Origin of the sequence: Neorhizobium sp. DAR64872/K0K18, assembly GCF_050500175.1 — a bacterium.
Classification (GTDB): Bacteria; Pseudomonadota; Alphaproteobacteria; order Rhizobiales; family Rhizobiaceae; genus Neorhizobium; species Neorhizobium soli.
The window spans coordinates 685,553-706,858 of the sequence record NZ_CP191446.1; the positions used below are offsets into that span (position 1 = coordinate 685,553).

Annotated in this window: 18 protein-coding genes; 12 read left to right on the plus strand and 6 right to left on the minus strand. The window is 61.7% G+C overall.

The annotated features are described in order from the left end of the window. Positions 1–115: 115 nt before the first annotated feature. On the minus strand, positions 116–1,936 hold the full coding sequence (locus tag ACQY1P_RS08670; RefSeq protein ID WP_325261680.1) for a methyl-accepting chemotaxis protein: 1,821 nt from the start codon (positions 1,934–1,936) through the stop codon (positions 116–118). A 339-nt stretch (positions 1,937–2,275) separates the two neighbouring features. On the opposite strand from ACQY1P_RS08670, the gene ACQY1P_RS08675 reads away from it, so the two are divergent. The 8 genes from ACQY1P_RS08675 to ACQY1P_RS08710 all read left to right on the plus strand — a co-directional run bounded on the left by ACQY1P_RS08675 (position 2,276) and on the right by ACQY1P_RS08710 (position 10,120). Beyond that, entirely contained in the window at positions 2,276–3,211 is a 936-nt protein-coding gene (locus ACQY1P_RS08675; RefSeq protein WP_062454837.1) for a glycine--tRNA ligase subunit alpha, read from the plus strand. Between the two features lie 94 nt (positions 3,212–3,305). Continuing rightward, on the plus strand, positions 3,306–3,857 hold the full coding sequence (locus ACQY1P_RS08680) for a LemA family protein (protein ID WP_430256103.1): 552 nt from the start codon (positions 3,306–3,308) through the stop codon (positions 3,855–3,857). 13 nt (positions 3,858–3,870) lie between these two features. Further along, positions 3,871–5,784 carry a DUF2207 domain-containing protein gene (locus ACQY1P_RS08685; protein ID WP_325261677.1) on the plus strand — a complete coding sequence of 638 codons (1,914 nt, stop codon included), beginning with the start codon at positions 3,871–3,873 and terminating at the stop codon, positions 5,782–5,784. 51 nt (positions 5,785–5,835) lie between these two features. After that, on the plus strand, positions 5,836–6,099 hold the full coding sequence (locus ACQY1P_RS08690) for a type II toxin-antitoxin system RelE/ParE family toxin (RefSeq protein WP_325261676.1): 264 nt from the start codon (positions 5,836–5,838) through the stop codon (positions 6,097–6,099). A 30-nt stretch (positions 6,100–6,129) separates the two neighbouring features. Then, positions 6,130–6,426, plus strand: coding sequence for a HigA family addiction module antitoxin (locus ACQY1P_RS08695; protein ID WP_062579372.1), 297 nt, complete (start codon positions 6,130–6,132; stop codon positions 6,424–6,426). 96 nt (positions 6,427–6,522) lie between these two features. Continuing rightward, positions 6,523–8,679 carry a glycine--tRNA ligase subunit beta gene (gene glyS, locus ACQY1P_RS08700; RefSeq protein WP_325261673.1) on the plus strand — a complete coding sequence of 719 codons (2,157 nt, stop codon included), beginning with the start codon at positions 6,523–6,525 and terminating at the stop codon, positions 8,677–8,679. Positions 8,680–8,840: 161 nt separating this feature from the next. Beyond that, entirely contained in the window at positions 8,841–9,377 is a 537-nt protein-coding gene (locus ACQY1P_RS08705; RefSeq protein ID WP_430256106.1) for a DUF523 domain-containing protein, read from the plus strand. 176 nt (positions 9,378–9,553) lie between these two features. Beyond that, positions 9,554–10,120 (plus strand): DUF6101 family protein, encoded by a 567-nt coding sequence (locus ACQY1P_RS08710; protein WP_062579378.1) that lies wholly within the window; start codon positions 9,554–9,556, stop codon positions 10,118–10,120. A 70-nt stretch (positions 10,121–10,190) separates the two neighbouring features. On the opposite strand, the gene ubiA is transcribed toward ACQY1P_RS08710, so the two are convergent. The 3 genes from ubiA to ACQY1P_RS08725 form a co-directional block, all read right to left on the minus strand. Continuing rightward, positions 10,191–11,150 (minus strand): 4-hydroxybenzoate octaprenyltransferase, encoded by a 960-nt coding sequence (gene ubiA / locus ACQY1P_RS08715; RefSeq protein ID WP_430256108.1) that lies wholly within the window; start codon positions 11,148–11,150, stop codon positions 10,191–10,193. 129 nt (positions 11,151–11,279) lie between these two features. Beyond that, complete coding sequence (locus ACQY1P_RS08720; protein ID WP_062579380.1) at positions 11,280–12,536, minus strand: SAM-dependent methyltransferase; 1,257 nt, start codon at positions 12,534–12,536, stop codon at positions 11,280–11,282. A gap of 154 nt (positions 12,537–12,690) precedes the next feature. Then, a complete protein-coding gene (locus ACQY1P_RS08725) occupies positions 12,691–14,991 on the minus strand; it encodes a Tex family protein (protein WP_430256110.1) in 2,301 nt (766 codons plus the stop codon). Positions 14,992–15,214: 223 nt separating this feature from the next. Between ACQY1P_RS08725 and ACQY1P_RS08730 the strand changes: the two genes are divergently transcribed. From ACQY1P_RS08730 to ACQY1P_RS08745, 4 genes are all read left to right on the plus strand, one after another. Continuing rightward, a complete protein-coding gene (locus ACQY1P_RS08730; protein ID WP_062453668.1) occupies positions 15,215–15,430 on the plus strand; it encodes a hypothetical protein in 216 nt (71 codons plus the stop codon). Between the two features lie 81 nt (positions 15,431–15,511). Continuing rightward, complete coding sequence (purD, locus tag ACQY1P_RS08735) at positions 15,512–16,783, plus strand: phosphoribosylamine--glycine ligase (RefSeq protein ID WP_430256112.1); 1,272 nt, start codon at positions 15,512–15,514, stop codon at positions 16,781–16,783. A gap of 105 nt (positions 16,784–16,888) precedes the next feature. Continuing rightward, positions 16,889–17,398: a plant virulence effector HPE1-like domain-containing protein gene (locus tag ACQY1P_RS08740; protein WP_430256114.1), complete on the plus strand. Its 510-nt coding sequence runs from the start codon at positions 16,889–16,891 to the stop codon at positions 17,396–17,398. A gap of 229 nt (positions 17,399–17,627) precedes the next feature. Next, on the plus strand, positions 17,628–19,463 hold the full coding sequence (locus ACQY1P_RS08745; protein WP_430256115.1) for a methyl-accepting chemotaxis protein: 1,836 nt from the start codon (positions 17,628–17,630) through the stop codon (positions 19,461–19,463). 4 nt (positions 19,464–19,467) lie between these two features. Here ACQY1P_RS08745 and ACQY1P_RS08750 read toward each other — a convergent pair whose 3' ends face one another. Together ACQY1P_RS08750 and ACQY1P_RS08755 are read right to left on the minus strand one after the other, a co-directional pair. Beyond that, positions 19,468–19,860, minus strand: coding sequence for a winged helix-turn-helix domain-containing protein (locus ACQY1P_RS08750; RefSeq protein ID WP_430256117.1), 393 nt, complete (start codon positions 19,858–19,860; stop codon positions 19,468–19,470). After that, positions 19,857–21,302: an FAD-binding oxidoreductase gene (locus ACQY1P_RS08755; protein ID WP_430256119.1), complete on the minus strand. Its 1,446-nt coding sequence runs from the start codon at positions 21,300–21,302 to the stop codon at positions 19,857–19,859. Before ACQY1P_RS08755 ends, ACQY1P_RS08750 begins: the two co-directional genes overlap by 4 nt. Between the last annotated feature and the right edge of the window lie 4 nt (positions 21,303–21,306).

Sequence of the window (21,306 nt, forward strand, 5' to 3'; positions counted from 1 at the left end):
CTCCCTCTATCCCCTGACGAGCACAGGAATGAGGGAGGTTGGCGCTCCACATAGAAAAAAAGCAGCGTCCGTTCCCGGGCGCTGCTTTTGCGTTGGTAGTTCCTGGCTCCGATGATCAGGCGGCCCGGCGTGTCTTGTCATGCTGGCTGGCAGCGGGCCGGCCGAGTGTGAACTGTGAGATCAGCTCGTGCAGGCGGTGGCTTTCGGTGGCCAATGAGGCGCTGGCGGCACTGGTTTCCTCCACCATCGCTGCATTGCGCTGCGTCACCTGGTCCATCTGGTTGACGGCTGTATTGACCTCGGCAAGACCGACCGACTGCTCGCGCGACGACGTTGCGATCGCGTCCATATGCTGGTTGATGGTGATGATGTAGTCGCCGATCACCTTCAGGGAGCCGCCGGTTTCCCGCACCAGTTTCACACCGCTCTCGACCTCTGTCGTCGAATTCCGGATCAGTTCCTTGATCTCCTTGGCGGCCCGAGCAGAGCGCTGCGCCAGCTCGCGGACTTCCTGTGCGACCACCGCAAAGCCCTTGCCGGCCTCACCGGCGCGTGCGGCCTCGACGCCCGCATTGAGCGCCAAAAGGTTGGTCTGAAAGGCGATCTCGTCGATGACGCCGATGATGCTGGAGATCTGTCCCGAGGACTCCTCAATCCGCTGCATCGCATCGACCGCACTGGCAACGACGATGCCGGACTGGGTGGCGCTGGCATTGGCCTGGATCGCGATCGCGCGGGCTTCGTCGGCGCGCTTGGAGGCGTTGGCGACATTGATGGTGATCTGGTCGAGCGCCGCAGCGGTTTCTTCAAGCGAGGCGGCCTGCTGTTCCGTGCGTTTCGACAGGTCGTCCGAACTGATGCTGATTTCGCGGGTGCCGGTGTCGATAGAGCCTGCCGCCTGTGCGACGGTGGTCAGCGTCTGGTCAAGCTGGTGTACGGCTGTGTTCAGGTCGTGCCGCAGCGCTTCAAAATCAGGTGCGAAAGCGTCCGAGAGATGAAAGCTGAGATCGCCTGCCGCGAGCTTTCGCAGCCCGCCCGCCAGGCTGGAGGTTGCCTCGTGCAGCATCACGCGGGCTGCCGCTTCTGCTTCCCTGGTCACCCGGATGCGATCGGCTTCGTTGCGCTCACGCGCGGCAATCGCCTCCGCTTCCAGTCGCTTGTTGGTGATCGCTGCCTGCCGGAACACCTCGACAGCCGTCGCCATCTCGCCGATTTCGTCGGTGCGATTGATCCCCGTGATGGACAGCGCCGTGTTGCCTCCGACCAGCTTCTGCATGTCGCCTGCAAGAAAGCGGATCGGCTGAATGATTGTCTTTCGCGATACGAACAGCAGGACAAGCGCCGATACGGCCGTTGCGGCCAGCACAGTCTTGAGGATCGTGTCGATCAGAACCGCCAGCCGGTCGCTGTTGAGCTTGACGCCGTCGGACAGCGACGAGATGCTATCGCCTGCTTTTTCCATAGCGGTTTCGAGGATCGAGAATTGCTGCTGGAATGCAGGCAGCGACAACAGTGCTTGATCCGGGTTGCTCGCTGCCTGCGCGACAATGGCGCTGGCATTGTCGATGTAACCGCGCAGAGGCGTATCCAGGTTTTTAAGAACAGCCTGTATCTCGGGATCGGTCACCAGAGCCTTGTTGTCGTCGATTGCCTTGCGGAACGACTCGACATGCTCTTTCAGATCCGAGCTGACGTCAGCGGTGGAGATCTCGCCTTGGGCATTGCGTGCCATCAGCGCCGAAAGAACATCGGCGCGCAGGGCGTCGTGCATCATGTCGGCCTGCATGTGATTGCGCAAAATCTCGGCGGTACGCGCGACGGTATCGACATTGTTCGTCAGCGTCGTCGAACCCCAAATCCCGGCTCCGGCAGCACCGCCCGCAAGCACGAACATCGCAAGGCTCGTAAAGATCATCTTGGTACGAATTGTTACCATTTCAATCGTCCTATTGTGCGGATTTGTTGAAATTTAGCATAGTTTACTTAAGAAAAATGAAACGTTCCGACGCCCGGTCCGGTCCAGGTCGTTCTATACTTGGCAATAAAATCAGGGATTTATCCGAACGGTGCTTTGAACCATCGGTGACCTGCCCCTGCGTGAATTGCGATTGATCAAGTGACGTTTGGCCCGACAGAGTCGCGGTTCGCAACGGCGGCCGCAGCCGGGCGAATGCCGCAAAACTCTTGACCCCCAGTCCCGCCCGTGGCACCTGACGCCACCGGAAATAAGCAAACAGCGACCAGTCCCATGACCGCCACGACCCTGCCAGATCACATGAACCCGAAGCGCTCGTTCCAGGCGCTGATCCTGACCTTGCATGCCTATTGGGCTGACAAGGGATGTGCGGTCCTGCAGCCATACGACATGGAAGTCGGTGCCGGCACGTTCCATCCGGCCACCACGCTGCGCGCGCTCGGTCCGAAGCCGTGGAAGGCCGCCTATGTGCAGCCGTCGCGTCGACCGTCCGATGGCCGCTACGGCGAAAATCCCAACCGGTTGCAGCACTATTACCAGTATCAGGTCATCCTGAAGCCGAACCCGTCCAACCTGCAGGAACTCTATTTGGGCTCGCTTGCCGCGATCGGTCTCGATCCGCTTCTGCATGACGTGCGCTTTGTCGAGGACGACTGGGAAAGCCCGACGCTCGGCGCCTGGGGTCTCGGCTGGGAATGCTGGTGCGACGGCATGGAAGTCTCGCAGTTCACATACTTCCAGCAGGTCTGCGGCATCGAATGCTCGCCGGTCGCTGGCGAGCTGACCTATGGTCTCGAGCGATTGGCGATGTATGTCCAGGGCGTCGACAACGTCTATGACCTGAATTTCAACGGCCGCGAAGGCGAAGAGAAGATCTCCTACGGCGATGTCTTCCTGCAGGCCGAGCAGGAATATTCCCGCCACAACTTCGAATTCGCCAACACCGAAATGCTGCACCGGCACTTCATCGATGCCGAAAAGGAATGCCAGGCGCTGCTCGCCTTCGGCGCGCCGGGCGATCAGGCGAACCAGATGCTGCACAAATGCGTCTTCCCGGCCTATGACCAGTGCATCAAGGCATCCCACGTGTTCAACCTGCTGGATGCCCGCGGCGTGATTTCGGTCACCGAACGCCAGAGCTATATCCTGCGGGTGCGCACACTGGCCAAGGCCTGCGGCGAAGCCTTCCTGCTGACGGATGCCGGTGGTGCCAAACTCGGCCGGGAAGCTGCCTAGAGCGTTTCCGGGCTAACCCACCGATTTCCAGTGACAATTCATTGAACCCGACTTAGTCTCCGCCCGGCTATTATTATCCGGGGGAGTTCTCGTCATGTATATCGCGCTCGGCATTCTTGCCCTCGTGGCTGTCTATCTCGTCATAATCTATAACGGCCTCGTCAAGGCGCGACAGATGGCGGAGGAAGCCTGGTCCGGCATCGACGTGCAGCTGAAGCGCCGCGCCGACCTGATCCCTAACCTGATCGAGACCGTCAAGGGCTACGCCGCCCATGAAAAGGGCACGTCCGAAGAGGTCGTGCGGCTGCGCAACCAGGCACAGGCGGTGCCGGCCGGCGACGTCGCGGGCCGTGCCCAGGCCGAAGGCATGCTTTCCCAGGCGCTCGGAAAACTGTTTGCGCTGGCCGAAGCCTATCCGGATCTCAAGGCCAACCAGAATTTCTCCGAACTGCAGGCATCGCTCGAAACCATCGAAAGCGAGATCCAGATGTCGCGCCGCTATTACAACGGTGCTGCGCGCGAACTGAACGTCAAGGTGGAAACCTTTCCTAACAACCTTGTTGCCGGCCAGTTCGGCTTCTCCAAACGCGAATACTTCGAGATCACCAACGAAGCCGATCGCGCCGTTCCCACCGTGAAATTCTGATCGGAGCCGGCTGATGGTTCGGCGCCTTGTTCTTGCTGTTGTGCTTTTCTGCGCGGCATGGCTTCCGGCCGCTGCCGAAGAGTATATCCGCAGCTACCATTCCGAAATCGCAATCGCACCGGATGGCGAGCTTAAGGTGACCGAGACGATTATCGCCAAGTCGGAAGGCAACCGCATCCGCCGCGGCATCTTCCGCGACTTTCCGCTGACCATGGTGGATGCCGAGGGACGCACGGTTCGGGTCGGCTTCGATATCGTCTCCGTCACCCGCGATGGCCGCAATGAACCCTACCGGACCGAGACCATCGCCGGCGGCATCCGCATCTATTCCGGAGACCAGGACGTTTTCCTGCGTGATGGCGAGCATACATTCGTGCTCACCTACAGGACAGACCGGCAGATCCGCTACTTTGACGATCACGACGAACTCTACTGGAACGTCACCGGCAACGGCTGGGATTTCCGCATCGCCCAGGCCTCGGCCAGGGTCACGCTGCCGGATGGCGGGCAGGTGCAGCAGACGGCGGCCTTTACCGGCCCGCTCGGCTCGACCGCCCGCAATGCCCGCATGCAGGCAAACGGCGACAGTGCTGTCTTCTCGACGACGCGACCGCTCGGACCGCAGGAAGGGCTGACGATCGTTGCCGGCTTTCCGAAGGGCGTCGTGGCCGTACCCTCAAAGGATCAGGAACGCAGCTGGTGGCTGCGCGATCATATGGGCACGCTGATCGCCGGCGCCGGTCTCGTCATCGTGCTGGCCTATTACTTCGCCGTCTGGAAACGCGTCGGCCGCGATCCGGCCCGCGGCATCGTCGTTCCGCGCTGGGATGCGCCCGATGGCCTGTCTCCGGCGCTGGTCAACTATATCGACAACAAGGGCTTTTCCGGCGGCGGCTGGACCGCCTTTGCCGCGAGCGCCATCGATCTTGCCGTCAAGGGCTATGTCGTGCTCGATGATCTCTCGAGGCAGATCGTCATCAGGCGCACCGATAAGAGCAGCGGCCGCGATCTGCCCGCCGGGCAGTCCGTCATTCTCTCGGCAGTCGGCGGCAAGGGTGAAAGCTTCGTCATCGACAAGAACAACGGCACCACTGTGCAGACCGTCGGCAAGAATTTCCGGCAGGCGATCGAACGCGAACATCGCGGCAAATATTACAACGCCAACTGGGGCTATGTGCTCGGCGGCATCGGCCTCAGCGTCGTCTTTCTCATAGCCCTGCTTGTGTTCGGCAATCTGGAGCCGGACATGATCGCCGTGCTGATCGTGCCGGTCTCCGTGGCTGTCTTCTTCGGCTTCATCGCGGTCGGCTTCGGCAAGAAGCTACGGCGCGGCTCGTCGCTGTTTGGCCGCATCATGACCGTAGTCGTGCTCGGCTTTATCGGCCTCGTCGCGCTCTCGATCGTCTCCTCCGTTCTGGTGGCGCTCGTTTCCGAACTCACGGGCACCGATCACTGGCCGCTGCTCGTATCGGTCGGCGGCATCGTGCTCGCCAACGTCATGTTCTTCTTCCTGATGGGCGCGCCGACACCGATCGGCGCCAAGCTGATGGACGGGATCGAAGGCCTGCGCCTCTATCTGACCGTCGCCGAGAAGGACCGCATGAACATGGCCGGCGCACCGGAAATGTCGCCGCAGCATTTCGAAAAGCTTCTGCCCTATGCGGTAGCGCTCGGCGTCGAAAAGCCGTGGAGCCAGGCATTCGACACCTGGCTTGCGGCAGCCGGTCTCGGCGCCGCCTACACCGCCGCCTGGTATCACGGCGGCGGCTTCAACAGTTTCGGAGACCGCATCGGCGGCTTCTCCTCCTCCATGGCCTCGACCATATCCTCGACCCTGCCACAACCCACATCCTCCTCATCCTCAGGCTTCTCCACCGGCGGCTCCTCGGGCGGCGGCGGCGGTGGAGGCGGGGGAGGCGGCTGGTAAGCGCGACCCGTTGATGATTGTATCATGGCATGATACAGAAAGGTCTGCGACGTGATACGATCCTTCGGCAATGCGATGACCGAAGCGGTCGCCAACGGCAAACTGCCGAAAGGATTTCCGTCAGATATTTTGCGGCGCGCTGTTCGAAAGCTGACCATGATCGAGAACGCCGTGGAACTCATCGACCTTCGCTCGCCACCGGGTAATCACCTGGAAGCCTTGAGGGGAGATCGCTCGGGCCAGCATTCGATCCGCATCAACGATCAGTGGCGCGTGTGCTTTACGTGGTCGGATGGCGGCGCCGAACAGGTCTAGATCGTCGATTATCATTGAGGGAGAACAGTCATGGCAAGTGTCCTTCCACCGGTGCATCCGGGTGAAATCCTCCGCGAGGAATATCTCGTTCCCTTGCGGATGAGCGCCAGTGCGCTGTCTAAGAAACTCAACGTTCCCCGCACACGGATTGAGCGCCTGGCCGCAGAGCAGACGGCAGTGACGCCAGATACGGCCCTCAGGCTCGCGCGCTTCTTCAATACGACGCCCGAATTCTGGATGAACCTGCAGATCAGCTACGACCTGAAGATCGAGATTGCGGCAAAGAAGGATGAGATCGCGGCGATCCCCGTCATGAGTGCTGCCTAAGCATCGACAGACTTTCACCAACCCAAGTGATGACTTTTGCCGGCGGGCTTGCTAAGTCCGCCGCGACGTTATTTTCCAGCGCAAAGACATGAAACCATGCCCGATCTGCTCCTAGAACTCCGCTCCGAGGAAATTCCGGCCCGCATGCAGCGCAAGGCTGCCGGCGATCTGAGGAAACTCGTTACCGATGCGCTGGTGGATGCGGGCCTGACCTATGAGGGCGTTCGCGAATACTGGACGCCGCGGCGCCTCACCCTGGATATCCGCGGTCTCAACGCGCGCTCGGCCGATCAGCGCGAGGAGATCAAGGGCCCATCCACCAAGGCGCCGGAACAGGCGATCGCCGGCTTCCTGCGCAAGGCAGGCCTTGCCGATATCTCGCAAGCCCAAGTCGCCAGCGATCCGAAAAAGGGCGATTTCTACGTGGCCGTCGTCTCCAAGTCCGGCCGTGCGGCGGAAGAGATCATCGAAGCTGTTATGCCCGGCATCATCCGCTCCTTCCCCTGGCCGAAATCCATGCGCTGGGGTGCCGCCTCCATGCCGAAGGGTTTGAGCTTTGCCGGCATCGAGGGCAAGGGGCCTGAAAGCCTGCGCTGGGTGCGGCCGCTGCAGTCGATCGTCTGCATGTTCGGCACCGAGCATGAAGAAACCAAGGTCATCCCGTTCCAGATCGACGGCATCACCGCCGGCAACGTCACCTATGGCCACCGCTTCCACGCGCCTGAGGCCATCACAGTGCGCCGTTTCGACGATTATGTGTCGAACCTCGAAAAGGCGAAGGTCATGCTCGATGCGGACCGCCGCAAGGACATGATCCTGCACGATGCGCGTGACATCGCGTTTGCCAACGGTCTCGACCTGGTCGAGGACGAAGGCCTGCTGGAGGAAGTCTCCGGCCTCGTCGAATGGCCGCATGTGCTGCTCGGCACGTTCGAGGAGGACTATCTGGAAATCCCGGCCGAGATCATCCGTCTCACCATCAAGACAAACCAGAAATGCTTCGTCACCCGTCGTCAGGGTGTGGATGATGGCAGCCTTTCCAACCATTTCGTCCTGATCTCGAATATCGAGGCGAAGGATGGCGGCAAGGAAATCGTCCACGGCAACGGCAAGGTCGTGCGCGCGCGCCTTTCCGACGCTCGCCATTTCTGGACCCGCGACCAGGGCGACCTGCCTGATCTCGCGACGCTCGAAGCCTCGGCTGAGAAATTCGGCCTCGATCTCAAGAAGCCGCTCGACCAGCGCATGGCCAAGCTCGATGCGCTCAACGTCACCTTCCACGCCAAGCTCGGCAGCCAGGGCGAACGCGTCACCCGCATCCGCGCACTGGCAAAGGAACTGGCGCCGATCACCGGTGCCGATCCGGTTCTGGTCGATCGTGCCGCCGTGCTCGCCAAGGCGGACCTGCGCACCGAAGCCGTCGGCGAGTTCCCGGAATTGCAGGGCCTGATGGGCCGCCGCTACGCCGTGCTGCAGGGCGAGGATGCATCGGTCGCCGCCGCCATCGAGGACCACTGGAAGCCGAACGGCCCCTCCGACCGCCTGCCGGAAGACAAGGTCGGCCTGACGCTGGCGCTCGCCGACAAGCTGGATACGCTCGTCGGCTTCTGGGCCATCGACGAAAAGCCGACCGGCTCCAAGGACCCCTATGCGCTGCGCCGTGCAGCGCTGGGTGTCGTGCGGATTTTGCTGGAGCGGAAGGTGCGGTTGCCGTTGCTTGCGGTCACCAAGGATTCAGATCTCCTCTCCTTCTTCCACGACCGCCTCAAAGTCTATCTGCGCGATCTCGGCGCCCGTCATGACATCATCGATGCGGTGCTGACGCCGGACGCTGACGATCTGCTGCTCGTGGCCCGTCGTGCGGAAGCGCTGACCGCCTTCATCACCTCCGAGGACGGTAAGAACCTGCTTGCCGGCACCAAGCGCGCCACCCAGCTGCTGGCCGCAGAGGAGAAGAAGGGTACCGTCGTTGCCAATGGCGTTTCGGAAGCTCTCCTGACGCTCGATGCCGAAAAGGCGCTCTGGGCAGCGATTTCGCAAGCCTCGAAGGAAGCGTCGGACGCGGTTGCCAAGGAAGATTTCCGCTCGGCCATGGAAGCCCTGTCGAAGCTGCGCGCTCCGGTCGATACGTTCTTCGGGGACGTGCTCGTCAATGACGAGGATGCAGCGATCCGCGCCAACCGCCTCGCTCTCCTGAAGGCGATCCGCGAGGCGACAGCCACCGTTGCGGACTTCTCCCGCATCGTGTCCTAACCTTTGTTCTCCATCGGCTCCGTGCTATCCTCATAGCGTGGAGCCGATAGGACAAAGCCCATGAACAAGCCCGTGCAGATCACCCTCGGCGAACCCTTCGCAGACTTCGTCCCCATGCTGCACGAAATGACCGACGCCCTCCGCCATCTCGATCCATCCGCATGAAGCAGCCGATGATCCTAATCAGCGCCTGCCTTCTCGGCCATGCCGTCCGTTATGATGGCACGGGCAAGCCGCTCGTTCATCCGGCGATCGAGCGGTGGCGGGAGGAGGGGCGTCTGGTGACGATCTGTCCGGAGCTCGCGGGCGGCATGAGCGTGCCGCGTCCGCCAGCCGAGATCGAGAATGGCATGACGGGCGAGGACGTGCTTGCCGGCCGCGCCCGCGTGCTGGAAATCACCGGCGGCGACGTGACGGCGGAGTTTGTGGCCGGTGCCCGCCGGGCGCTGGATTTTGCGAGCCAAAACGGTTGCACCCATGCGCTGCTGATCGACGGCAGCCCGTCCTGCGGTTCGGGCTTGATCTATGACGGGTCGTTTTCCGGAAGAAAGCACGCCGGCAACGGCGTCACCGCAGCGCTGCTCGCCTCCGCAGGGATCGAGGTGTTTTCCCATATCGAGATCGACCGTCTCGCGGCGAGGGTCGGATCCGTCCCGATCGGGGACGCGAGACATCCCGTTCATCCTTCGGAAACTTAAAGCATATCTGGTTTCGCTAACCATTCAAAACGGCAGGTTTTCCTTAACCGCGATTTTTAAGCAGTCTCGAACAGCAGCCGCTTATTGTGAGCCTATCAGAGGACATAAGTCCCGCAGAGATACGCAGCCGGAAACACCGGAAACGGCTCTCAGGTAAAACAAGGGTAGCACAACCGATGACGAATACCGTTCTGAAGCCCGTCTGGGCAGGGTCGACATTGAGGATCGATCCGTCACGTTTCCCGCAGCAGGTCACCTATGCGATGAACGAGACGTCAGGAGATGTAACAATCACCATCGACGAGCGCGGAGCTGTTCTGCGCAAGATCCTTCCGGAAAGCGGTCTGCCGCTTTCCTTCGCTCTCCCGGCCCGCGCCTTCAAGGGTGTGGCCGCCCGCGCCATCGATCATGGCGATGGCGACGTCACTGTCACGCTTGAACTGCATCACGATGATCCGGATCTCTGCATCCCGCTTCTCGTCGCCCACGATCTCTGCGATATCGCTGCAGACTGGCGCAGCTGGTCGGATGCGTTCCGCATTCCGATGCTGATGGTCGAAGCCGATGGCATTGCCCGTCCGCTGGAAAACCACCTCGGCGATCTTCGCACCGCCACGACCAAGCCGCGCCGCCGCCATTCCTATTTCGCAGAGCGCCGCCCGCGTTTCCTGGTGCGCCGCGCAACCGGCAGCCTCGGTGTTATCATGAAGATCGAAGGCAAGGAAATCATCGCGCGGCGTTAAGAGACGTACTCTTAAGAACCACCGCCCGCGAAAATGCGAAGCCCGGCCAAACAGCCGGGCTTTTCCATGTTTACAATATGAGGCCCAAAATCAGTCCGCCGAACAGGACGGCGCCGACTTGTGTATTGAACTTGAACAGTTTGAGACACTGGTCGGGATTGTCGATATCGATGATCAGGATCTGCCAGGCGAGCATGACGGTCGCGGCGATCAGTCCGACATAGGCAAAGAGGCCCGCGTCGCCGGCGATATAGGCAAACAGCAAAAACACAAGCGTCAGACCGTAAAGCCCGATCAGCCAGGCCTTGGTATTGTCCCCGAACAGTCTTGCCGTTGAGCGCACGCCGACCAGAGCGTCGTCCTCCTTGTCTTGATGGGCATAGATCGTGTCATAACCGATCGTCCAGGCAACGGCTGCCGCATAAAGCCAGATCGGTGCCCAGGAGAGGCTGCCGAACACACCGGCCCAGCCCATCAGCGCTCCCCAGGAAAACGCCAGTCCCAGAAAGAACTGCGGCCAGTCGGTAAACCGCTTGGCAAACGGATAGATCGCGACGACCAGAAGCGACGCGATGCCGAGCAGGATGGAAAACGTATTGAACTGCAACAACACGATAAGCCCGACCAGCGCCTGAACTGCCAGAAACACCTTCGCCTCGAAGCGGGACACCCGGCCGGAGGGAAGTGGCCGCGAGCGGGTGCGCGCCACCTCACTGTCAATTTCGTGGTCGATCAGGTCGTTATAGGTGCAGCCGGCGCCGCGCATCGCAACGGCACCGATGAAGAACAGCACCAGATGCGAGATCAGCTGCCAGGGCTGGAACATGCCCTCGTCCATCGTCGCATTGGCGGCAAGCGCTGCCGACCAGAAACACGGCCACATCAGCAACTGCCAGCCGATCGGCCGGTCCCAGCGCGCCAGCTGCGCATACGGCCAGGCGGCACGCGGCAGCACCTGATAGACGAAATTGTCGGATGGAGCGTCTGAGACGCGGCCGCCGAAAGGATCGGAATTTGGTTTCTCGGTCATGGCCGATGTCATGCCCCCAGTGGTGGAAATCGTCAAGCGGGACGATCCGGACAGGGTGGTGCGACCCGCCGCGAGCCGTCTCTTCCAGCCTATGATCTTCCCCATCGACCCCGCTCAGCGCGTCCAGCCTCAACCTGCAATCTGCTCGAGCGGCATGCGGCCCTGTTCGAATGCGTAGAGCTCGGCCTCCCGCTCATAGATATAGTCGCGATTGTCCGGTACGGCTGTCCGCTTCTTGACGATCTGGATCTGGAAAATGTGAAAGGCCTCATGCGTGAAGGCCATTTCCGACGCGGCCAGATAGAACTCCCACATTCTCGCAAAGCGTTCGTCATAGAGCGCGATTGCCTTGTCCCGGTTCGCCATGAAGCGCTCGCGCCAGTGCCGCAGCGTATAAGCGTAGTGCATCGGCAGGATCTCGATGTCGGAAACCAGAAGTCCCGCTTTCTCGATCGCCGGCAGAACTTCTGAAAGCGAGGGAATGTAGCCACCCGGAAAGATGTATTTGTCCATCCAGGGATTGTTATAGACCGCCGGGTAGGGCTGGCCGATCGAGTGCAGCACCATCACGCCGTCGTCGGACAGCACGTCGGTGACCTTGTTGAAGAACTTTCGGTAGTTCAGCCGTCCCACATGCTCGAACATGCCCACCGAGACGATCCGGTCGTAGCGCTGGTCGGCGGGAAGGTGATAATAGTCCTGCAGCTCGAAGCGTACACTGCCCGCAAGCCCGCGTCGTGCCGCACGCTCTTTGGAAATCTTCAGCTGTTCGGTGGAAAGCGTGATGCCGGTTACGTCGACGCCGGACGATTCCGCCAGATACATCGCCATGCCGCCCCATCCGGAGCCGATCTCCAGGGCTTTGTGCCCGGGTTCTGCCAGAAGCTTTGCCACGATATGACGCTTCTTGGCGATCTGGGCCTCATCCAGCGAAATACCGGGTGGGTTGAAATAGGCGCAGGAATATTGCCAGTCCTCGTCCAGAAACAGCGCGAACAACCGTTCGTCGAGATCGTAATGGTGGGCGACGTTGCGGCGGTTGTGGTTGATCGGGACACGATTGCGAAACTGCGATGCGATGATTCTGCCAAGGCTGCGCATGAGGATCTGGAAAGTCAGTCCTTCCTTCAGCGTGTTGTCCTTGATGAGCGCCAGGAACTCGTAGATGTCGCCCTGTTCGACGATGATCCGGCCGTCCATATAGAGTTCGCCGAGCTGCAGTTGCGGGTCGGAAACCAGCGCCTTTTCGGCCGCTTCATCGGTAAAGCGGATTGCAACGGTCCGTCCGCCGCCGCTGCCGTAATAGGTTTCCCCGCCCGAGCCGCGGACGATGAGAGTGCCATTTCTGATGATCTTGGAAAGCAGTCTGTGAAGGGACAAGGTCATGGACCCACTTCCTGAACACGATGGATGCCTTGCTGATCATCAAAATCTACCGTCTTTCAATTCAACTGCAAGCGCAAAAAAACGCAACTGGAAGTAGCTCCGTCGAGCCAGTGCTCAACGGAGTGCTTTCGAGGTTATCCAGGGCGTCGCAGGCTCAGCGGCGCTTCATAGCTTCGGCAAGCGCTGCACCGAACGCGCCCTGAGATGGCTTGCTGTCGGTCTTTGCAAACTTCGGATTGACGGGCTTGTCGCGATCACCGCCGCGGGGGCCCGGAGGCGGGGCTTCGCCGCCGTCCTTGCGCATGCTGAGCGCGATGCGTTTGCGCTTCACATCCACCTCGACGACGCGCACCTTCACCACGTCGCCGGCCTTCACCACCTCATGCGGGTCTTTCACGAACTTGTCCGCCAGCTGCGAGACATGAACCAGCCCGTCCTGATGCACGCCGATATCGACGAAGGCGCCGAACGCCGCCACGTTGGTCACAGTGCCTTCAAGTTGCATGCCGGGCTTGAGGTCGGTGATCTCGTCGATCCCGTCCGCAAAGGTCGCGGTCTTGAAGCTCGGACGCGGATCGCGGCCGGGCTTTTCCAGTTCCGCGATAATGTCCTTGATCGTCGGCAGACCGAACGTGTCGTCGATGAACTGGCGCGGATCGACAGATTTGAGCGCTGCGCTGTCACCCATCAGGGAACGCAGGTCGCGGCCGCAGGCGGCAACGATCTTCTTCGCGACACCATAGGCTTCCGGATGCACGGAAGACGCATCGAGCGGTTCCTTGCCGTTGACGATGCGCAGGAACCCGGCCGCCTGTTCGAACGTGCGGTTGCCGAGCCTTGCGACCTTCAGGAGCTCCCGGCGCGTGGTAAAGGCGCCGTTCTGGTCACGATGCGCAACGATCGCCTCGGCAATCGATTTGCTGAGGCCCGACACGCGCGACAGAAGCGGTGCCGATGCCATGTTGAGATCGACGCCGACGGCATTCACGGCATCTTCCACAACGGCTTCGAGCGAACGCGACAGCTTGTTCTGATCGACATCGTGCTGGTACTGGCCAACGCCGATCGATTTCGGCTCGATCTTGACGAGTTCGGCCAGCGGATCCTGCAGCCTACGGGCAATCGACACGGCACCGCGCAGCGACACGTCGAGGCCGGGGAACTCGTCTGCTGCCGCCTGGGATGCCGAATAGATCGAAGCGCCGGCCTCCGACACGATCACCTTGGTCGGTTTGCTGCCCGGCAGGTTGGCCAGCATGTCGGCCACCAGCTTTTCCGTCTCGCGGCTGCCGGTGCCGTTGCCGATCGAGATGAGCTCAATTCTGTGTTTGGCGATCAGGCTTGCGAGTTCCGCCTGGGTGCCGCGCACATCGTTGCGGGGCGGGAAGGGGTAGACGGTGGTGGTTTCGAGAAGCTTGCCGGTGGCATCGACGATCGCCACCTTGACGCCGGTGCGGATACCCGGATCGAGGCCCATCGTCGCGCGCGAACCGGCGGGAGCGGCCAGCAGCAGATCCTTCAGATTGCGGGCAAACACATGGATCGCCTCTTGCTCGGCGCGTTCGCGCATTTCCCGCATCAGGTCGAGCGACAGCGAGACGGAGAGCTTGACCCGCCAGGTCCAGCCGGCGACCTCCATCAGCCAGCGATCGGCGGCACCCTTGTCGCTGATGTGGAAGGCGAGCGCGATAATCCGCTGCGCCGGCTTGATCGGCGAGGTGTCGTCGGCATCTACCTCGATCGTCAGCGTCAGGAATTCCTCGTTCCAGCCGCGCAGCATGGCAAGCGCCCGGTGTCCCGGCGTGGTGGCCCAGCGCTCCGTATGCTCGAAATAGTCGGAGAACTTGGCGCCGGCCTCCTGCTTGCCGGCGACCACGCGGGCTTTGAGCACGGCGCCGTCGCGCATGTGCTGGCGCAGTCGCTTCAACAGGTCGGCATTTTCCGAGAATGCTTCGGCGACGATATCGCGAGCGCCATCCAGCGCAACCTTCACGTCGGTCACTTCACCCTTGACGAATGTCTCGGCCAGCTTGGCCGGATCGAGCGTGCGGTCGGCCCAGATCGCATCGGCCAGCGGACCAAGACCGCGCTCGCGGGCGATTTCGGCGCGGGTGCGGCGTTTGGGCTTGAAGGGAAGATAGAGGTCTTCGAGTTCGGCCTTTGTCACCGCCTTGCCGATCTTGGCCGCAAGCTCGTCCGTCAGCTTGTCCTGGCCTTTGATCGAATCGACGATCGATGCGCGGCGTGCTTCCAGTTCGCGAAGATAGATCAGCCGTTCGGCAAGGTTGCGCAACTGGGTGTCATCCAGTCCGCCGGTCACTTCCTTTCGGTAGCGCGCGATGAAGGGCACGGTTGCGCCCTCGTCCAGAAGCCCGATTGCGGCAATGGCCTGGTCCGGGCGGGCGTTGATTTCCGCGGCGATCACGGCGGCGAGAAGGCGGTTTTCGACGGCCATGCAAGTCCTCGTTGGATAGGAGGCGAGACCATAGTCAAACTTTGCGGCAAGACAACCGACCATCGGAACGGTTCACAGCTTACCCCGGCAGTCGTCTCGGAATGGGGCGTCATTTACCGGTCGGTAACCGCGAACCGGTGGAAAAAGAGATGACACCTTCTCGCATTGTGCCAGAATCCTATAGTTGCTCCTGCCACATGATTTGGCGTGTAAGGAGGTATGAATGCCTAGCAAAATAGCCCATATACTGGCGTCCGACGATGCCGTTGGCTCCGAAGAACTGGAGGCGGCGATCATCTATCTCGACGAAAAACTGCAGGACGCGGCGCGGCGCAACGAGCCTGTCCCATTTCTGGCCTTTCGTAACAAAGTGATATTCAAAGCAACGTTGAGATTGCGCAGCGACAGTTTTCGTCAGCAACCGGACCGGCCGTCTTGAATGCCGCTTTTGCCGGCGAGACTTGACCTTTTCCGTCCCTCGCCTTAACCGCCAGCACAGATGATAAATCGAGGGCGGCAGATGAAGGTTCTTCTTATCGGCACGGGCGGTCGCGAACATGCGCTGGCATGGAAGCTTGCCCAATCACCGAAACTGACGAAACTCTTTGCCGCTCCCGGCAATCCCGGCATGGCCGAAAATGCCGAACTGGTCGCGCTCGATGTCGACGACCATGAGGCGGTCCTTGCATTTTGCCGCAGCGAGGCCATCGATTTCGTGGTCGTCGGCCCGGAAGCGCCGCTGGTCGCCGGCATTGCCGATCGCATCCGGCAGGCGGGCATCGCCGTCTTCGGCCCGTCCGCCGCCGCCGCCCAGCTCGAAGGGTCCAAGGGCTTCACCAAGGATATCTGCGCCCGCTACAATATCCCGACCGGCGCCTACCAGCGCTTTACGGACGGCGTCGCCGCCAAGGCCTATGTCGAGGCGCAGGGTGCGCCGATCGTCGTCAAGGCCGATGGTCTGGCGGCCGGCAAGGGCGTCACCGTCGCCATGACCGTGGAAGAAGCGCTGGCGGCGATCGACGACTGTTTCGATGGCGCCTTCGGTGCGGCCGGTGCCGAGGTCGTGGTCGAAGCTTATCTCGATGGCGAGGAAGCAAGCTTCTTCTGCCTCTCCGACGGCAAGACGGCGCTGGCATTAGCAACCGCGCAGGATCACAAGCGCGTCGGCGATGGCGACACCGGCCCCAACACCGGTGGCATGGGTGCCTATTCGCCGGCCCCGGTGATGACGCAAGATATGGTCGAGCGGACGATGAAGGAGATCATCGAGCCGACCATTCGCGGCATGGCGGAAAGCGGCTATCCGTTCACCGGCGTGTTCTTCGCAGGCCTGATGATCACGGCCAAGGGGCCGGAACTGATCGAATACAATGTCCGCTTCGGCGATCCGGAAACCCAGGTTCTGATGATGCGGCTGAAAAGCGATCTGCTGGAGATCCTTTACGCCGCCGCCACCGGCACGCTCGACGAGGTGAAGGCGGAATGGAGCGACGATGTGGCGCTCACCGTCGTCATGGCCTCGAAAGGTTATCCGGCCGCCTATGACAAGGGAACGCCGATCGCCTCGCTGCCATCAGCAGGCGAGGGCGAGAAGATCTTCCATGCCGGCACGGCGATGAAGGATGGCGCGCTGGTCGCAACCGGCGGCCGCGTACTCAACGTCACCGCGACAGGCAGAACGGTTGCGGAAGCCCAGGCAAACGCCTACCGGCTGGTCGACGCGGTGGACTGGGAAAACGGCTTCTGCCGTCGCGACATCGGCTGGCGCGCCATCGAGCGCGAAACCCGCTAGAGACGGTTCGGCAGCCGCGGTTTCGTTCAAAATTTACCAATTCTCCTGACGGGTTGGAAACGAAGCATTGCTATAGGTTGTCGGACCAAACTCGGGAGTCCGGCGATGCATCGCGTTCTGATCACGGCAGCAACGGTAGCCGCAGCACTGCTGGCCGGCGGCGCCCAGGCGTCGTCCGTAACCGCAACCAATGGCAGTCAGAAATCCTCGAGCATCGTATCGTGGCATTGCAGCGACTGCGATTCTCCGGCCGCAAAGCCCGATCTGTCCAACTACAAGGTTCCGGTCCTCGAGCCCGGCACACAGAAGACCGAGATCATCGAAATCAACGGCGAAAAGCGTCTTGTCCGCACCGAAGCATGGTTCGGCGGATCGCCTGTCGTCTTCGTCGGAAAAGTCCCGGCCTGGATGGACGCCGGAAAAACCATTGCGAACGTGCCGGCGCCGACCTCCACCTCGTTCGAAGAGATGATCGAGAATGCGCCGCCGCCGCGCGATGGCATCGATCTGGAGGCCACCACGAGCGCTGTTGCGCCAGCCCCTCAAGTTGCGGAAGCCTCGGCGAAACCGATCACTTTCGAAGACTTCAGCCTCAGGCTGAAACGGGCTGAATAAACAGTCAGCAAGTCATTGCAGGCAGTCAATAAAAGGCCGCGCAGTTACTGTGCGGCCATACGTTTTTCTGCGTTATTGTGTGATTAAATAATTATTTATGCATCGCTCATATGGTCGTTGCACTGCAATCATTGCAGACGACATGGTGCAGAATGTGCCGCCTCCCACAAACATCATTTTTCCCAAGGTGCGGCCTGCGCGGTCGCTGCCGGTCACAGGTGAGCGGACCATGAAGAACCTCAAAATCTCCCACCAGCTGCTGCTGCTCGTGCTTTTGCTGATCGCCGGCTTTGCCGCTGCCACATACATGCAGCTGCGCACGTCCACCCAGGCGATCTACGCCGAACGTTACGGCATGCTGCGCACGCAGGTGGAATCCGGCATCGGTATCTTCAAGCGTTTCCAGGCTCTCGAGGCCTCCGGTGCGATGGGTCGCGAAGAGGCGCAGAAGCGGGCGTTCGAAGCCGTGTCGGCCATGACCTTCACCCCGGACGGCTACCTCTTTGCCTATGACTACGATGTGAACATGCGTGTCCATCCGGATCCCAAGCGGCTCGGCCAGAGTTTCAAGGGCAAGCCGGACAGCCAGGGCTTCATGTACCGTGACGAACTGGTCAAGATCGGCCGCGCCGGTGGCGGCACCGTCGATTTTCTCGGTCCCAAGCCTGGTCAGGAAGGCGATACCTTCCTGAAGAGCTCCTACGCGCTCGCCTTCGAGCCCTGGCAGCTGGTTCTCGTCACCGGCGTCTACGTCGACGATCTCCAGGCGCAGATCCGCAGCGAAGTCTTCAAGGCGCTGTCCTTCGGCTTCGTCATCCTGGTCCTTGGCTCGCTGCTGGCCTTCGTCGTAATCCGCAACATCTCCGGTCCGCTCGGTGCGATCCGTCAGGCGCTGAACGCCGTCGCCGACGAAGACGTAACGATGCAGATCCCGCACACGGACATGAAAAACGAAGTCGGCCTGATGGCACGCGCCACCCAGGCGCTGCAGCAAAAGGTGCGCGAGCGCCATGCCATGCAGGAAAGCCAGCAGCGCCAGCAGGAGGAGCTCGACGGCGAACGCCAGCAGAACCTCGACATGCAGCGCGATGAAGCAGCGCTTCAGGCCCGCGTCGTCTCGACGATCGGCTCGGCGCTCGAACAGCTCGCCAAGGGAGATCTGACGGTTCGCTGCGGCGATCTCGGCACCCGCTACGCCGGTCTGCGCGACAACTTCGACGAAGCGCTCGGTCATCTCGAAGCTGCGATGTCCAAAGTCAACGACAAGGGTATCGATATCGGCGGCTCGAAAGAGGAAATCCGCCGCGCTTCCAACGAACTGTCGCAGCGGACGGAACGCCAGGCCGCCAACCTCGAGGAAACATCGGCCGCACTCGACGAACTGACTGTTGCCGTCCGACAGACCGCCGACGGTGCGCGCGACGCCGCCCAGCGCGTCACGGCTGTCAGCACCGAAGCCACGCGCAGCGACGCCGTCGTCGAAGAAGCGATCGGCGCCATGAGCGGCATCGAACAGTCGTCCGCGGAGATCACCAAGATCATCGGCGTCATCGACGAGATCGCCTTCCAGACCAACCTTCTGGCCCTCAATGCCGGCGTCGAAGCGGCCCGCGCCGGCGAAAGCGGCAAGGGCTTCGCCGTCGTCGCCCAGGAAGTGCGCGAACTGGCCCAGCGTTCGGCCGCCGCCGCCAAGGAGATCAAGGAACAGATCTCCCGCTCGTCCGGCCAGGTCGCAAACGGCGTCCGCCTCGTCGGCGAGGCCGGCCAGGCCCTGAAGCGGATTTCCGATCAGGTGAAGTCGGCAAGCGACATCGTCGGCCGCATCGCCCATTCGGCAGCCGAACAGGATACGACGCTGCGCTCGATCTCCTCGTCGCTTAACATGCTCGACCAGGCCACCCAGCACAATGCCGCGATGGCCGAAGAGACGACTGCCTCCGCCGAGGCTTTGTCTGCCGATACGGAAGAACTGCTCAACCTCATCCGCAGCTTCCGCGTCAGCGGCACCGGGCGTCAGCCGGGCGCTCTGCAGGGCATGGGTGAACGGATGCGCCGGGCGGGCTGATCGCTCAGTCGGCCTTGTCGCTACCGGCGGCCCGGAATTGCGGGTCCGTCACACTATCAAGCCAATCGAGGTCGGGTTGCACTGCAGCCCGACTTTTTGCTTCCATATCCCTGTAGCGGCCAAGAAGCTGCTGGCCGAATTCGGTCAGCCCCGAACCGCCGCCAGACTTGCCGCCATGCCGGGTCGAGATCGAAGGCTCCAGAAACATCCGGTTGATCTCGTCTGCCAGCAGCCAGGCACGCCGGTAGGACATGCCGATCGCCGCTCCGCCGGCCCGGATCGAACCATGCTCGGCAATAAGTTCGAGAAGCTGCGCCTTGCCTGGCCCCAGCCGCACGCCGTTTTCCAGATCGACGCGGATCGTCATGGTCGGCCGGTCCGGTGCCGGCTTGCTCATGGCAATGCCACGACCTTGCCGGGGTTCATGATGCCTGCCGGATCGAAGGCGTGCTTGATGCGGCGCATCAGGTCCATTTCGATCGGCGGGCGGATCTGCGCAAGCTCGTCGCGCTTCAGCTGGCCGATCCCGTGTTCGGCGGAAATCGAGCCGCCGGCATCCAGCACGATCCCGTGGACGATCGCATTCACCTCCCGCCAGCGGTCGATGAAGGCGGCCTTGTTGCCGGCCATGTCGTTGCTGAGCGGTTGGGAGATGTTGTAATGGATGTTGCCGTCGCCGAGATGGCCGAAGGCGCAGATGCGGGCGCCGGGAACGGCGGCGAGAACAGCCTGCTCGGCTTCCTCCATGAAATGCGGGATCTTCGAGATCGGCACCGAAACGTCGTGCTTGATCGATCCGCCCTCGGGCTTCTGCGCATCCGACATGCTTTCGCGCATGTGCCACAGCGCCTTTTGCTGCGCGACCGACGAGGCGATCACCGCGTCGATGACCAGTCCGGCCTCGAACCCCTGTTCCAGCAGCGCCTGCACCATCGTGTCGGCGGTTTCGGCAGCGTCCGATGTCGAGATGTCGATCAGCGCATACCATGGGTAGGGCTCAGACAGCGGGTCGCGCACGCCCTCGATATGCCGCGTGGTGAACTCGATGCCGATCCGTGGCATCAACTCGAACCCGGTCAGCGCCGTGCCGCAGAGGTTCGATGCCTTTTGAAACAGCAAGAGCGCATCGGCCGGCGAGGCAAGCCCGGCAAGCGCCACCTGGTGTCCGACCGGCCGCGGATAAAGTTTCAAGACCGCGCCGGTGATGATCCCGAGCGTGCCTTCGGCGCCGATGAACAGGTCGCGCAGGTCGTAGCCGGTATTGTCCTTCTTCAGCTTGCGCAGACCGTCCCAGATCTCGCCGGTCGGAAGCACCACTTCCAGCCCGAGGCAGAGCTGACGCATGTTGCCATAGGCAAGCACGGCCGTGCCGCCGGCATTGGTGGAAAGGTTGCCGCCGATCCGGCATGAGCCTTCCGACCCGAGCGACAGCGGAAACAGCCGGTTGACCTCCTCCGCCGCCTTCTGCACCTCGGCAAGGATGACGCCGCCATCGACAACGATCACGTTTGCCATCTGGTCGATCTCGCGGATGCGGTTCATCCGTTCCAGCGAGATGATGATGTCGGATCCGCCGCTGCGTGGCGTCTGGCCACCGACAAGACCCGTATTGCCAGTCTGCGGCACGACGGCCGTCCCGGTCTCGCTCGCAAGCTTCAGGATCGCCGACACTTCCTGGGTCGAGCCGGGCTTGAGAAGGAGAGGGGACGCGCCCCTGTAGAGCCCGCGGTTTTCGACGAGATGCGGGGCAAGCTCCACCGGATCGCTGACCGCATGCGCAGCGCCGACGATCGCCGTAAACCGGGCAAGTAGATCCGGGGAAGGGAGAGGCATGTCCATGGCG

Excerpts from the sequence above, each read along its gene's own strand:
- ACQY1P_RS08750 (WP_430256117.1), bottom strand. The coding sequence starts at position 19,860 with ATGAGCAAGCCGGCACCGGACCGGCCGACCATGACGATCCGCGTCGAT.
- ACQY1P_RS08710 (WP_062579378.1), top strand. The coding sequence starts at position 9,554 with ATGACGAATACCGTTCTGAAGCCCGTCTGGGCAGGGTCGACATTGAGG.
- ACQY1P_RS08675 (WP_062454837.1), top strand. The coding sequence starts at position 2,276 with ATGAACCCGAAGCGCTCGTTCCAGGCGCTGATCCTGACCTTGCATGCC.
- glyS (WP_325261673.1), top strand. The coding sequence starts at position 6,523 with ATGCCCGATCTGCTCCTAGAACTCCGCTCCGAGGAAATTCCGGCCCGC.
- ACQY1P_RS08670 (WP_325261680.1), bottom strand. The coding sequence starts at position 1,936 with ATGGTAACAATTCGTACCAAGATGATCTTTACGAGCCTTGCGATGTTC.
- ubiA (WP_430256108.1), bottom strand. The coding sequence starts at position 11,150 with ATGACCGAGAAACCAAATTCCGATCCTTTCGGCGGCCGCGTCTCAGAC.
- ACQY1P_RS08730 (WP_062453668.1), top strand. The coding sequence starts at position 15,215 with ATGCCTAGCAAAATAGCCCATATACTGGCGTCCGACGATGCCGTTGGC.
- ACQY1P_RS08695 (WP_062579372.1), top strand. The coding sequence starts at position 6,130 with ATGGCAAGTGTCCTTCCACCGGTGCATCCGGGTGAAATCCTCCGCGAG.
- ACQY1P_RS08685 (WP_325261677.1), top strand. The coding sequence starts at position 3,871 with ATGGTTCGGCGCCTTGTTCTTGCTGTTGTGCTTTTCTGCGCGGCATGG.
- ACQY1P_RS08705 (WP_430256106.1), top strand. The coding sequence starts at position 8,841 with ATGAAGCAGCCGATGATCCTAATCAGCGCCTGCCTTCTCGGCCATGCC.
- ACQY1P_RS08745 (WP_430256115.1), top strand. The coding sequence starts at position 17,628 with ATGAAGAACCTCAAAATCTCCCACCAGCTGCTGCTGCTCGTGCTTTTG.
- ACQY1P_RS08725 (WP_430256110.1), bottom strand. The coding sequence starts at position 14,991 with ATGGCCGTCGAAAACCGCCTTCTCGCCGCCGTGATCGCCGCGGAAATC.
- purD (WP_430256112.1), top strand. The coding sequence starts at position 15,512 with ATGAAGGTTCTTCTTATCGGCACGGGCGGTCGCGAACATGCGCTGGCA.
- ACQY1P_RS08720 (WP_062579380.1), bottom strand. The coding sequence starts at position 12,536 with ATGACCTTGTCCCTTCACAGACTGCTTTCCAAGATCATCAGAAATGGC.
- ACQY1P_RS08680 (WP_430256103.1), top strand. The coding sequence starts at position 3,306 with ATGTATATCGCGCTCGGCATTCTTGCCCTCGTGGCTGTCTATCTCGTC.
- ACQY1P_RS08740 (WP_430256114.1), top strand. The coding sequence starts at position 16,889 with ATGCATCGCGTTCTGATCACGGCAGCAACGGTAGCCGCAGCACTGCTG.
- ACQY1P_RS08755 (WP_430256119.1), bottom strand. The coding sequence starts at position 21,302 with ATGGACATGCCTCTCCCTTCCCCGGATCTACTTGCCCGGTTTACGGCG.